Origin of the sequence: Rhizobium sp. CG5, from assembly GCF_023701945.1 — a bacterium.
In the GTDB taxonomy this organism is placed as follows: domain Bacteria; phylum Pseudomonadota; class Alphaproteobacteria; order Rhizobiales; family Rhizobiaceae; genus Allorhizobium.
This window is the reverse complement of record NZ_JABAEF010000003.1, coordinates 275529-288591: the sequence shown is the minus strand read 5'-3', so window position 1 is coordinate 288591 and position 13063 is coordinate 275529. Positions and strand designations below refer to the sequence as shown.

The following is a 13063-nucleotide window of genomic DNA, read 5'->3' as shown; positions in this document are numbered from 1 at the left end:
CCCATGAGGGAAGGGTACAGCATATGAAAAGATCCCCTCCCAAACCCTCCCCACAAGGGGGAGGGCTTAACCCGCGGCACTCTTGGTGGATGGAGCCGAGGGGTTTCCGCTAAGTCTTCTCCCCCCTTGTGGGGGAGATGGCCGGCAGGCCAGAGAGGGCCTTTGTAAGGGCAATCGTCGATTACTTCTTCAGCGCCATGCCGACGCCCTTGCAGACGTATTTGGTCGTATAGGCCTTGGTGTAGTCGAGGCTGGCGTCGACGACGCCGATTTCGACCATGTCGTCGAAGAAATCCTTGTAGCGCGCATCGGTCATGCAGCCGATGCCCTTGTCGAGCGCTTCACCGGACTCGACGATGCCATATTCCTTCATCTTCTTGATCGAATATTCGATCTGGCCGTCGGTCATCTCAGGATTGTCTTTCTTGATCAAATCGTTGGCCGGCTTGTTGTCGCCGTAGAGATAGTTGTACCAGCCCTCGATCGAGGCATCGACGAAGCGCTGCACCAGATCCGACTTGGTCTCGACCATGGTGGTGGTCGTGGTGATCATCGTCGAATAGGGGTTGTAGCCATTGTCGGCGAGCAGGAACACTTTTGGGTCCCAGCCGGCCTGCTTGCCGATCTCGTAGGGCTCGGAGGTCAGGTAGCCCTGCTGGGCGGATTTCGGATCGGCGATGAAGGGCGCCGGGTTGAAGGTATAGGGCTTGTACTGCTCGTCCTTGAAGCCCTCGTAATTCTTCTTCATCCATTCGAAATAGGTGACGTAGCCATCCTTGCCCATGAAGATGCTGTCGAGCTTGGCCAGATCGGCAAATTTCTCGATGCCCTGGTCGGGATGGGCCAGCAGAACCTGCGGATCCTTCTGGAAGATCGACGCGATGTCGATGAGCGGCACGCCCTGCTTGATGGCATCCATTTCGCCGAGCGGGCTGCCCATGTAGAAATCGACCTTGCCGGCGATCAAAAGTGCACGATTGGCGGCATTCGGACCACCCTGCACGATGGTGACCTTGAGGCCGTATTTCTCGTAGGTGCCATCAGCGACGGCCTGGTAGAAGCCGCCATGCTCGGCCTGGGCCAGCCAGTTGGTGCCATAGCTCACTTCGTCCAGCGCAAGGGCCTGGCTGGTCGTCGAAAACGCCACCCCGAGGCCGATACAGGCGAGAAGGGATGTGGATTTCAGTGTCTGGAGCATGTCGATCTGTTCCCCTTTTGAGCCATGCAGCGTCCTCATGGACGCCCATTTTCTTCATTTGAGCCGTTGCGTTGCGCTTTGAAAAGCATCAAAATTCGTCCGCATTGATGCCTTTGAGGCATCGCTCGCCGCTTTGTTATCGGATTGGGCGCATTGATCAAAAAACAGGCAGGCACAGCGTATGCTACACTCAAGAAAGCTGCAATATATTGACGAGATTGCCCGCTGCGGCTCGATCCGCAAGGCGGCGGCCAGGCTCAATGTCGCCTCGTCGGCCGTCAACCGGCAGATCCTGGCGCTGGAGGAGGAATTCGGCGCGCCGATCTTCGAACGCCTGCCGCGCGGGTTGCGGCTGACGGCGGCCGGCGAACTCTGCGTCGAGCATATCCGCGATGTGCTGAAGAACTACGAGCGGCTGGAGAGCCGGATCCGCAGCCTGAAGATGCCGCAGGCCGGCAAGGTATCGATCGTCACCACGGTGGGCCTTGCGGCCGGCCCGCTGCCGGAGATCATCAGCCGCTTCATCGAGGCGCATCCGCGGGTGCGCATCCAGCTGCGCAACGATGGCGGCTCGACGACCATCAATGCGGTGCTGACCGGCGAGGTGGATATCGGCCTCGGCTTCAATATTCCAGCGACCCCCGGCATCCGGACGCTCGCCAATTTCGACATTCCGATCGGTGCCGTGCTGCCGCCTGGGCATCGGCTGGCCAAGGAGACTGGACCGATCGACCTGATCGACGTGGTGCAGGAACGGCTGGTGCTGGCGCAGCCCGGCACCAGCCTGCGCAATGTCATCAATCTGGCGCTCGCCCCTTTGCCGCTGCCGGTCGAGCCGGTCGTCGAGACCAATGCCTCGGAACTGCTGAAGCAGCTGGTGAGATATGGCACGGCGCTGACCATTCTCAATCCGCTCGACGTGATCATGGAATGTCGGCGCGGCGAACTGGTGTTCCGCCCCTTTGCCGACCAGCATGCCCGTCACCAGCCGATGAAGCTGTTTGCCCGCGCCCGCGCGCCGCTTGACGCCGCCACCAGCCTGTTCGTCGAATATCTGATGCAGGAATTGCTTGGTCTCGTGCAGGAACTGCAGGAGCGGGGCTATATTCCGCCCGTCGAAAAATCACCGCTGGAGCGCGGCGGGCTCGACCGCGATCCGGGATGAACGCGGTCGGGATCTCGCTTAGCGGCTGTAGAGATTGGAGAGCGGATAAGTGCTGAGATCGCGCAGCAGGTCGATGAAGCCTGCGACCTGATGCCGGCAGATGGCAGCCCCCTTGTCGGCCGTGCCCTTGGAGGCATCGCCGACCACGCCATGCGGGTTGAGGTCATGGGCGATCCAGGCCAGCGAATGGGGCGGCAGCGGCTGCAGGAAGCGGGAATGGGCCTTCATCTCCTCGGCCTTCGAGACAAAATTCTCCGCCTTGTCCATGCGCACCAGATCGGGCCGGAAATGCAGCATCAGCGATGTCTCGACCTCGCCGCCATGAATGCCGAATTTCGTTTCATGCTCGGAAATCAAACCGTCCGGATTGCCGAAACGGCCCCATTGCGTGCTGACCACGGCCATCTGGTGGCGAACCCGCAGTTCGCGGGCGACGATGCTCATCACATCGACATTGCCGCCATGGGAATTGACGATGACCAGCTTGCGGATGCCGGCCTCGGCGACTTTCGCACCGATGGCTGTCCAGGCCGGAATGAGGATCTCCGGGCCGAAGGACAGCGTGCCGGGGCCATAGATATGCTCGTTGGCCTTGCCGATTTCCTGGGTGGGCAGGACGAGGAAATCGAGATCGTCCGGCCGCTGGACACGCAGTTCGGCGAGCATGCCGTTGGCGATCGCCACGTCGGTGGCGACAGGCAGGTGCGGTCCGTGCTGCTCCGTCGAGGCGATCGGCAGGATGGCGATGGTGGTGTCGGGGGACAGGAGCGCGAAGTCGGCGGTGTTCAGTTCGTTCCAGTAAAATGGCGTGCCCATGGCCGCTCCTCTGTTTGCAGGCACTACCGATACGGCAATTGCGCGGCGCTGGAAAAGCACCAATTTGTCACCGCTATGATGCTTTTAAGCGCGCAATGGCGCGCCGGGCGCACGCCGGGGCCGGCCGTTTCCCGAATTGCGTGCTACACACCCGACGCCAAGACGGTTGGCGGCGGCGGCCTGTGGCGGGGCCGGCAGTTGTGAAGGTCGATCAGCCGGGGTAGAGAGGGCTTAAGCATGGAATGGCCGGAGCCCCGATGAGACGTTTGCTGCGCAGAATTTTCTCCAATGGCTCGGGACGCGGGCGGGGCGCTGACGCCCGGTCGCGCCTGTCGCTGCAGGGAGCCGCGTTTTCTGCGATCTATGCGATCGGCGACGTGCATGGCTGCTATACGGAGCTTCTGGGCGCCGAGCAGCGGATCCTGCGCGATGCCAGCCAGCGGGATGGTCGCAAGCTGATCGTCATGCTCGGCGATTATATCGACCGGGGACCCAATTCCAGCCAGGTGCTCGATCATCTCTGCCAGGCGCCGCCGCAGGGTTTCGAGCGGGTGGCGCTGTGCGGCAATCACGACGATGTCTTCCTGCAGTTTATCAAGACGCCGCGCGACCATATGGAATGGCTCGAGCTGGGCGGTCGCGAGACGCTTTATTCCTACGGCATCGATGCGGCCCATATGCTGGAGCGCTCCGGTGGCGAAAAAATGCTCGCGGACACCGTGCGCCAGACGATCCCGGTCCAGCATGTCGAATTTCTGGAAGGCCTGCCGTCCCTGCTCTGCGTCGGCCGGCTGGTCTTCGTGCATGCCGGGCTTCGGCCGGGCGTGCCGCTGGAGGAGCAGATCGACGAGGATCTGATGTGGATCCGCGAGCCGTTCCTCAGTCGCGGTCCGGATCTGCCGGTGCTGGTGATCCACGGTCATACGCCAGCGACAGAGGTGATGTACGGAACGCGCCGGGTCGGCATCGATACGGGGGCCTATGCCACCGGGCGGCTGACCGTCCTGAAGCTCGCGGACGGGGCGGCCGAGGAACTCTGACGATCGCTGCGGGCTTTAGCCTTTGAGCCTGCTAGCCTGCTGTTTTCGGCTTGCCCCATTCGGCAATGGCGATGCCGCCCAGCACCAGCGCCAGGGCAATGACGTGGAAGGTTTCCAGGCTCTCGCCGAGAATGAGGAGCGACAGCAGCGTGCCGAACACCGGCACCAGATTGATGAACAGGCCGGCGCGGTTGGCGCCGATGCCCTCGACTCCCTTGATGTAGAGGATCTGCGAAATCAACGAGGGGAAAATGCCGGCATAGAGCATGATCGCCCAGCCGAGCATGTCGGGCGCGATCAAGCGGTCGTTGGAGAGTTCCCAGAAGACGAGGGGCAGGGAGGTGAGGGTGGCGGCCAGCGCCGGGCCGGCCATCAGACTCTTCCAGTGCACCGGCGGCTTGAAGCGCAGCGCCACGGTATAGATGGCATAGCTGATGACGGCGAGCAGCAGCAGCGCGTCGCCGTAGTTCAGTGTCAGGCCGAGCAGGCTTGCCAGGTCGCCATGGGCCGCCGTCAGCGCCACGCCGGTGAAGCTGATCAGGAAGCCGAGGATCTGCACGGGGGAGACCGGAATGCGGAAGATGGCGAAGTTGATGATGAAGATCAGCACCGGAATGCCGCCCTGTTCGATCGCGCCATTGACCGCGCTGGTATATTGCAGGGCCGAATAGAGAAAACCGTTGAAGGCCGTATAGCCGATCGCGCCATAGGCCAGCAGCAGCTTCCAATGGCGGCGCAGCAGCGGCCAGTCCTTCTTCAGTTGCGGACCGGAAATCAACAGGATGATCAGGGTGGCGATCATCCAGCGGCTGAAATTGAGCACCATCGGGCTGACATGACCGACAGCAAGCTTGCCGACCATTGTATTGCCGCCCCAGAGTATCGTGGTGACGACCAGATAGGTATAAGCTCTAAAAGGCAATGGAGAGATACCGCTGTTTGGAAGGCGCGAAGTGGGCCCACCGCGCCGTTTGCCCAGCCGGAATAGGGCAGAGCCTTGACTTTGTCACGCAAAAAGCCAAATCGGCGAACATAAACAGGTCGATTTCCGCAAAACAACGCAGTATAGATGCGCGGGTTTGCGGTAGGCGCGTTTTCGCGCATGGAACAGGATTTTGAAATGACCAATGTCGTGGTGGTGGGTTCGCAGTGGGGCGACGAAGGCAAAGGCAAGATTGTCGATTGGCTTTCGGAGCGTGCGGATATCGTGGTTCGATTCCAGGGCGGCCACAATGCCGGCCATACGCTGGTGATCGACGGCGTGTCCTACAAGCTGTCGCTGCTGCCCTCCGGCGTCGTGCGCCCCGGCAAGATGGGCGTGATCGGCAATGGCGTGGTCGTCGATCCCCATGCGCTGATTGCTGAAATCGGCCGGTTGAAGGTCCAGGGCGTCGAAGTCACCCCGGCAAATCTGCGCGTTGCCGACAATGCGACGCTGATCCTGTCGCTGCACCGCGAACTCGACGGCATGCGCGAAGATGCCGCCACCAATAGCGGCACCAAGATCGGCACGACACGCCGCGGCATCGGCCCGGCCTATGAAGACAAGGTCGGCCGTCGCGCCATCCGCGTCATGGACCTGGCCGATCTGGAAGCGCTGGAAGGCAAGGTCGAGCGTATCCTGACCCATCACAATGCGCTGCGCCGCGGCTTTGGCGTTGCCGAAGTCGAACACAAGACGATCATGGAGGAATTGACCTCGATCGCCGATCAGGTGCTGCCGTTCCGCGAGACCGTGTGGCTGTTGCTCGACAAGGAACGCCGCAAGGGGTCGCGCATCCTGTTTGAAGGCGCGCAAGGGTCGCTGCTCGACATCGACCACGGCACCTATCCCTTCGTGACCTCGTCCAACACGGTGGCCGGCCAGGCCGCTGCCGGCTCCGGCATGGGTCCCGGATCGCTCGGATATATCCTTGGAATCACCAAGGCTTACACCACGCGCGTCGGCGAAGGGCCGTTTCCGACCGAACTTACCGACGAGATCGGACAGTTTCTTGGGGAAAAAGGTCATGAATTTGGCACGGTGACCGGTCGTAAACGGCGCTGCGGCTGGTTCGATGCGGCGCTGGTGCGCCAGTCGGTTGCCACCAACGGCATCACCGGCATCGCGCTCACCAAACTCGATGTTCTCGACGGTCTTGACGAGTTGAAGATCTGCGTCGGCTATACGCTGGATGGCGTGGAAATCGACCATTTGCCGGCCAGTCAGGGCGCTCAGGCCCGCGTCGAGCCGGTCTATATCACCCTGGAAGGCTGGAAGGAATCGACCGTCGGCGCCCGCAAATGGGCAGAACTTCCGGCCCAGGCGATCAAGTATGTTCGCCAGGTGGAAGAGCTGATCGGAGCGCCGGTCGCCCTGCTTTCGACCAGCCCGGAGCGCGACGACACCATACTTGTGACCGATCCGTTTGAGGATTAATGTCAGAAATAATTAACCAATTGTCATACGGCACGGGCCGTCGACCATGAGAAAGTGCTGATGGCTGACTTTGTAGCAGTTATTCGACGGGCCGTTGACGGCCTGTCGAACAATACCCCGGAAATGCGCGCGAAGGTGTACGAGAAGGCTCGTGGCGCGGTGATGCGCCAGCTTCAGAACATGTCGCCCCGCCCGCCGGAGGAAATGCTGCGCCGTCAGCTCGACAAGCTTGAAGCCGCGATCGTCGAGGTCGAGGCGGAGCATGCCGAGGCCTTGATGGCGATCGAGGAGGAGGCGGCGACGGCCACTGCGGCAGCCTATGTCGCGCCGGCCTTTGTCGAGCCGGAGCCAGTCCCGCCTGAACCCGTCGAACCCGAAGCGCCCGCCGAACCGGAGCCGGCCCCTGTCGAAGCGCCGGTCGTGGCCGCCGCGCCGGAACCGTGGAGCCCCGAGCCCGAGACGTCTGCAAGCCCGAGCGTGGACACCGACGAGCCCGCCTCTGTCGGTGAGAATGCTGCGCATCCCGTCGAGCATGCGGCGCAGAACCCCGATGTGTTTGCCCCTATGGTCGACGACAGAAGCGGTGCCGTGGCTGCGGAACGACCGCGCTACGACTATCCCGAGGTGACAGCCGACGAGCCCGCGGCCGATCGTGCGTCGCCGGCTGTTGACGCCGACGATCACTTTGCCGCGGATGCCGGTTCCGCTGCGCCCGGCGCCTATGCGCCCTGGCCTGAGCCCGAGCCTGAACCCGTCCGGACACCACCCGCTGCCGACGTCGAAGCCTGGGACGAGACCCCTCAGCCCGACCGCCTTGCGCAATGGCCGGACGATGCCGAGACCGTGGTTCACGGCGACGTTCAGGACCGTCCGGTTACGCCCGTTACGGCGCCGCCGGCCTTCGGCGACTGGCCGCCTTATGAGGAGGACGCGCCGGATCCCTTCGTCTTGCCCGAGGATGCGACTGCACCGGTCGCTCCGATTGCCCCCGACGCGCCGAAGGCCAAGACCTTCGACGAAGCCGGCGCGCTCGGCGAATTCGACGATTTCGTTCGCAGTGGTCAGAGCAAGCGGCCCGCGCCGGAAATGCCGCCGGCGCTCGATCTTCTCGAATGGGACGAAGCCGATCATCAGACCAGCTTTGCCGGCAAGGCCGCAGCTCCCGACGCGGATCTTTCGGATGGAGCGGATGCCGGCTGGTTCAAGGATTTCGATCAAGGAGCGGCCAACGCCAGCGCCGTCCCGGCCGCGGCCCGCGGCAATGGCGCCAAGGCTCAGACGGCTTCGACCGAGGATATCGATGCGCTTCTGGCGAACGCCGAGCAGAAGGCCTACCGCCGCGATGACAAGCCGCGCCGCAATTATGCGCCCGTCGTGCTGGGCGTGGCTGGCGTCCTGCTGCTGGCCGGTGCCGGCTATGGATTGTGGATCAACCGCGACGCTGTCGGCAGCCTCGTCGAAGGATTGATGAGTTCGGCTCCGCAGACGGAGACAGCGAGCGAAGAGACCACCGCCGACACGGAGACGCCGGGTACGATCGTGCCGTCCGGCAATGGCACGATACCGGCTGATCCCGCGGCCAATGGCACTCCCCCTGCCGATGGTTCGGTCACCGGCCACAAATTCACGCAACGGCTGCTGCCGGACGGTGGCGAAGTCGACGAGGGTGTCGGCGCAGCACCCGGCAGTGCCGTGCCGGCCGGCGAAGGCACATCGGTCGCGGAAAAGAACGTTCCCTCCGCGACATCGCCGACAACGCCAGCCATCCAGGCGCCTGCCGCTGCCGAGGGGGCTGCCACGACGACCCCGGCACCTGCCACCCCGGGTGCGCCCACTGCTCCAGCTGCGACTGCGGCCAGCGATGTTGCCATGCCGGTCGACGGGCAGAAGGCCTTTCTCTATGAGGAACGGCTCGGCCAGACCGTGCCCACCACGGTTCCGGGCCATATCGTCTGGACAGCGCTTCGGGAAACCGCCGATAACGGCAAGGCCGAGCCGGTCATCCAGGGCAGCCTGTCCATTCCGGGCCGCGGCCTGACCGCGCTCATCACCTTCAAGCGCAATGCCGATAATTCCTTGCCGGCCAGCCATCTGGCGGAAGTGGTGTTCTCCGTGCCGGCCGATTTCGAGGGCGGGGCGATCGACAGCATCCAGCGGATCGCCATGAAGGCGACCGAGCAGGACCGCGGCGATCCGCTGATCGCGGTGACCGCGAAGATCACCGACGACACCTACATGATCGCCTTCAACGATTTCGCCGAAGTGGTGGCGCGCAATCTGGAACTGCTGCAGAGCCGCGGCTGGATCGACATTCCGGTGACCTACCGCAATGGCCGCCGCGCACTGCTGACCCTCGACAAGGGCGCGCAGGGCAAGGCCGTGTTCGACAGCGTCATCAAGGAATGGTCGACGATGAGCAGCGCCCGCGGCGGCTGAGTTTTCTCAGGGTGCATAGACAAAAACAAACGGCCGGCAATTTGCCGGCCGTTCTGTATTCGGGGGTAACGTCAGCGTGATGCTGCCGATCAGGCGTTGACGAGCCGAACAGCCTTGGCGCGTTCCAGGGCTTCCTTCTGGACGGCCTCCTGGACCTTTTCAAAGGCTCGCACCTCAATCTGGCGGACGCGTTCGCGGCTGATGTCGAATTCGCTCGACAGTTCTTCCAGCGTCACCGGATCTTCTGCCAGGCGACGTGCTTCGAAGATGCGGCGTTCGCGGTCGTTCAGCACGCTCATGGCACGGCTCAGCATGCGACGGCGGGTTTCCAACTCGTCCTGCTCGATCAGCACGGCTTCCTGGCTCTCATGGTCGTCGACCAGCCAATCCTGCCACTGGCCGGATTCACCCTCGGAGGCGCGGATCGGGGCATTCAGCGATGCGTCGCCGGACAGGCGGCGGTTCATCGAGATGACCTCCTCGGCCGAGACGTTCAGCTTGGTGGCGATTTCCGCGACCTGGTCGGGACGCAGGTCGCCTTCCTCGATCGCCTGGATCTTGCCTTTGAGGCGGCGCAGGTTGAAGAACAGCCGCTTCTGGTTGGCGGTGGTGCCCATTTTGACGAGCGACCACGAGCGCAGGATATATTCCTGGATCGACGCCTTGATCCACCACATGGCATAGGTCGCCAGGCGGAAACCGCGTTCCGGATCGAATTTCTTGACGGCCTGCATCAGGCCGACATTGCCTTCGGACACCACTTCGCCGATCGGCAGGCCGTAGCCGCGATAGCCCATGGCGATCTTGGCGACCAGACGCAGATGGCTCGTCACCAGCCGATGGGCGGCATCGCGGTCGGCATGCTCGGCATAACGCTTGGCAAGCATGTATTCTTCCTGCGGCTCCAGCATCGGAAACTTGCGGATCTCGTCGAGATAGCGGTTCAATCCCGCTTCGCCGGCAGTAATGGTTGGCAGATAGTTGCGGGCCATAAAGCACCCCCTTTCGCTATTGGCTTCCCTTGCGGACTGGTCGGGCAAGCCAAGACTGTTGTGGATTTTCCAAATCCCACAAAAATCCATGTAACAAATAAGTGTGGCAAACTAGGGATTCAAGGGATCACGAAAATGTAATGACATTACGTTTCGGTAATGTTCCGGCGGCTCAATAGTCGAACAGCGTATGGCTGTCGCGCCATTGTTTCCGCAATGCCGCACCGTCGCAAAATCCATCATCCAGGAGGCAGCAACCTTCGAACCGGTTATGACGGAAATGGCGAAATCCGTTGCGCAGTTCACAATAGGCCGCCAGATGAATGCCGTCCACATAATAAACGAGGGCCAGCGGCCGGATGGTGCGTTCCGTCTGGCGTCCGACGGCATCCCGATAGACGATCAACAGCTTGCGCTCGTCGCGGATGGCGCGGCGGATGATGTTGAGATCGACGCTGGCTTCAGGAATGGAATGCCAGGTCGAGACGTAGAGCGGCATGGCGTCGATGCTGGTGCGGTCGCAGGGCAGCACGTCGCCGATCTTGGCGGCGGCGCTGCGGCCGGCGGCCTCAAGGCTGTTGTCGCCGGTGCGGGCGACCAGCGACAGACCGACGGCGATCGCCTCGATCTCCTCGTGCGAGAACATCAGCGGCGGCAGGTCGTAACCGCGTCGCATCATGTAGCCAAGGCCGGCCGCGCCCTCGATCGGCACGCGCGAGGCCTGCAGGGCGGCGATGTCGCGGTAGATGGTGCGCTTGGTCACCTCCAGCCGTGCCGCGATCGCATCGGCGGTGAGCGGCACGCGCGAGGCTCGCAGCATCTGGATGATGTCGAACATGCGGCTGGACTGCGCCACGGTCTTGTCCTTCGATTGAGTGGCCTTCGATTGTGTGGCCCATGCTGCTGACAGGCTGTTGTCAGCAGCACCTTGCTACAGCTGGCGACGCTTTCCAACCGCCAAGGACACACGCTCCGTGAAAATCTCTCCCTATGTCTTCGGCCTCACCGCTGTCTTGACGGCTACCGTGGCGCTCAGCACCGCCGGGTTGATGACGCGGCTCATCACCATGGATGCCCCGACCCTGCTGTTCTGGAGAGGGATCATCAGCGGCGCCTTTCTGTTGCTTTGCCTGCTCGTCTGGAAGGGGCGGGGCGTGCGGGGCGATTTCGCCCGGCTCGGGTTTTCCGGGTTGGCGATCTGCATCGCCTCTGCCACCAGTGCGACCCTGTTCATCTCGGCCCTGCATGAAACGACGGTGGCGCATGTCGCCATCATCTTCGCCACATGCCCGTTCCTGGCCGCCGGACTTGGTTTTGCGGTTCTCGGTGAACGGCCGGGCCGCGGTGCCTTGGTGGCCAGCAGCGTGGCGATGGCGGGCGTGCTGCTGATGATCGGCACGGGAGACGAGGGCTCGCTGTTCGGCGACATCCTGGCCTTTGCCATGACTGCAACTGTCGCGCTGTGGACGGTTCTGGTGCGGCGCTATCCGAATAAGCCGGTGCTGGCCTGCTCGGTGCTGTCGACGCTTCTGACTGCTGCCTTCGCGGTGCCGTTTGCCGCACCGCTGGCCGTGTCCGGCCACGACTTGGCTGTCGTCGTGCTGTTTGCCGTGTTCGGCTTTTCGCTCGGCGTGGTGCTGCTGATCATCGGCTCGCGGGCACTGCCGCCGGTCGAATCCGCCCTGATCGGTGCGCTGGATGCGCCGCTGGCGCCATTCCTGGTCTGGCTGTTCGTCGGCGAGGTGCCGTCGGTCACGACCCTTGTCGGCGGAACCGTCGTGCTGTCCGCCGTCACCCTGCACGTCGTTTCCACCACGATGTTCAACCGCAGTGCCTGCCAGACCTAAGTGAGGTCCTACACCGCCTGCAAGGCGTCGATCACGGCCTGCATGTCGGCCGGCACCGGGGCTTCGAAACGCATGGTCTTGCCCGTCGAGGGGTGTTCGAAGGCCAGCAGATAGGCATGCAGGGCCTGACGGTGGAAGCCGTTGACCACGGTTCTGGCGACGTCCGGCAGGAGATTGGCCTTGGTCTTGAAGGCGGCGCCATATTCCGGGTCGCCGATCAGGGGATGGCCGATATGGGCCATGTGCACGCGGATCTGGTGGGTGCGGCCGGTTTCCAGGCGGCATTCGACCAGTGAGGCGACGCAGGTGGCGTCCGGCTTCTCGCCATAGCGCTCGACCACCGTGTAATGGGTGATCGCCTCGCGGGCGTCGTCGGTGTCTTCCTTCTTGACGGTGCGCTTGGTGCGGTCGCCGGCGCGGCCGAGGGGCGCGTCGATGGTGCCCTTGAGGGTGCGGGGACGGCCCCAGACGATCGCCCGGTAGGCACGCTCCAGCGGTCCGGTGCGGCCATGGTCGGCAAACTGGTCGGCCAGATGCCGATGGGCCAGATCGTTCTTGGCGACCACCATGACGCCGGTGGTTTCCTTGTCGAGTCGGTGCACGATGCCCGGCCGCTTGACGCCGCCGATGCCCGACAGGCTGTCGCCGCAATGGTGGATCAGCGCATTGACCAGCGTGCCCGTCCAGTTGCCGGCGCCGGGATGCACGACGAGGCCAGCGGGTTTCGCCAGCACGATCAGGTCGCGGTCCTCGTAAAGCACCTCGAGCGGAATGTCCTCGCCCTGCGGTTCGGCGTCTTCCGCCTCGGGCATGACGATCGCCAGGCTGTCGCCCGGCTTGATCTTGCGCTTGGGTTCGGTGACGGCCGTGCCGTTGATGAAGACCGCCCCTTGCTCGATCAGCGCCTTGACGCGGTTGCGCGACAGATCGCCGCCAAGCGCGCCGGCAAGCCATGCGTCGAGCCGCCCTTCGGCGTCTTCTCCGGCAATCAGGGCTTTTCTTAACGGATCGGCTTGTTTAAAGGGGTCGTTCATTCTGTCATCCCGCGTGTGCACCACCGGCTTGCGGCGCATTGGTTTCGGTGCCACTTGGCACAGACTGCCGCATTCTACAATCGAACAGCCATATAACGTGGCTCTTTTTCCCTGAA

General features: G+C 63.1%; 11 protein-coding genes. 5 read left to right on the top strand and 6 right to left on the bottom strand.

Annotated elements, in window-relative coordinates; genetic code table 11:
- Positions 1 to 181: 181 nt before the first annotated feature.
- Positions 182 to 1198, bottom strand: a complete 1017-nt coding sequence (locus HGO38_RS07265; RefSeq protein WP_250955221.1) for an ABC transporter substrate-binding protein — start codon at positions 1196 to 1198, stop codon at positions 182 to 184.
- Positions 1199 to 1379: 181 nt separating this feature from the next.
- On the opposite strand from HGO38_RS07265, the gene HGO38_RS07260 reads away from it, so the two are divergent.
- Positions 1380 to 2363 carry a LysR family transcriptional regulator gene (locus tag HGO38_RS07260; protein ID WP_250955220.1) on the top strand — a complete coding sequence of 328 codons (984 nt, stop codon included), beginning with the start codon at positions 1380 to 1382 and terminating at the stop codon, positions 2361 to 2363.
- 18 nt (positions 2364 to 2381) lie between these two features.
- Here HGO38_RS07260 and HGO38_RS07255 read toward each other — a convergent pair whose 3' ends face one another.
- On the bottom strand, positions 2382 to 3179 hold the full coding sequence (locus tag HGO38_RS07255) for a creatininase family protein (protein WP_250955219.1): 798 nt from the start codon (positions 3177 to 3179) through the stop codon (positions 2382 to 2384).
- A gap of 257 nt (positions 3180 to 3436) precedes the next feature.
- On the opposite strand from HGO38_RS07255, the gene HGO38_RS07250 reads away from it, so the two are divergent.
- Positions 3437 to 4219, top strand: coding sequence for a metallophosphoesterase family protein (locus tag HGO38_RS07250; protein WP_250955218.1), 783 nt, complete (start codon positions 3437 to 3439; stop codon positions 4217 to 4219).
- Between the two features lie 31 nt (positions 4220 to 4250).
- Here the strand turns inward: HGO38_RS07250 and HGO38_RS07245 are convergent, their stop codons facing one another.
- Entirely contained in the window at positions 4251 to 5141 is an 891-nt protein-coding gene (locus tag HGO38_RS07245; protein WP_250955217.1) for a DMT family transporter, read from the bottom strand.
- Positions 5142 to 5339: 198 nt separating this feature from the next.
- On the opposite strand from HGO38_RS07245, the gene HGO38_RS07240 reads away from it, so the two are divergent.
- On the top strand, positions 5340 to 6638 hold the full coding sequence (locus tag HGO38_RS07240; protein ID WP_250955216.1) for an adenylosuccinate synthase: 1299 nt from the start codon (positions 5340 to 5342) through the stop codon (positions 6636 to 6638).
- A gap of 60 nt (positions 6639 to 6698) precedes the next feature.
- Positions 6699 to 9074 (top strand): hypothetical protein, encoded by a 2376-nt coding sequence (locus HGO38_RS07235; RefSeq protein ID WP_250955215.1) that lies wholly within the window; start codon positions 6699 to 6701, stop codon positions 9072 to 9074.
- 89 nt (positions 9075 to 9163) lie between these two features.
- Here the strand turns inward: HGO38_RS07235 and rpoH are convergent, their stop codons facing one another.
- Complete coding sequence (gene rpoH, locus HGO38_RS07230) at positions 9164 to 10066, bottom strand: RNA polymerase sigma factor RpoH (protein WP_250955214.1); 903 nt, start codon at positions 10064 to 10066, stop codon at positions 9164 to 9166.
- 172 nt (positions 10067 to 10238) lie between these two features.
- Positions 10239 to 10922, bottom strand: a complete 684-nt coding sequence (locus HGO38_RS07225; RefSeq protein ID WP_250955213.1) for a helix-turn-helix transcriptional regulator — start codon at positions 10920 to 10922, stop codon at positions 10239 to 10241.
- A gap of 118 nt (positions 10923 to 11040) precedes the next feature.
- Between HGO38_RS07225 and HGO38_RS07220 the strand changes: the two genes are divergently transcribed.
- Positions 11041 to 11913 (top strand): DMT family transporter, encoded by an 873-nt coding sequence (locus tag HGO38_RS07220; RefSeq protein ID WP_250955212.1) that lies wholly within the window; start codon positions 11041 to 11043, stop codon positions 11911 to 11913.
- Between the two features lie 8 nt (positions 11914 to 11921).
- Here HGO38_RS07220 and HGO38_RS07215 read toward each other — a convergent pair whose 3' ends face one another.
- Positions 11922 to 12947 carry an RluA family pseudouridine synthase gene (locus HGO38_RS07215; protein ID WP_250955211.1) on the bottom strand — a complete coding sequence of 342 codons (1026 nt, stop codon included), beginning with the start codon at positions 12945 to 12947 and terminating at the stop codon, positions 11922 to 11924.
- Positions 12948 to 13063 lie beyond the last annotated feature (116 nt).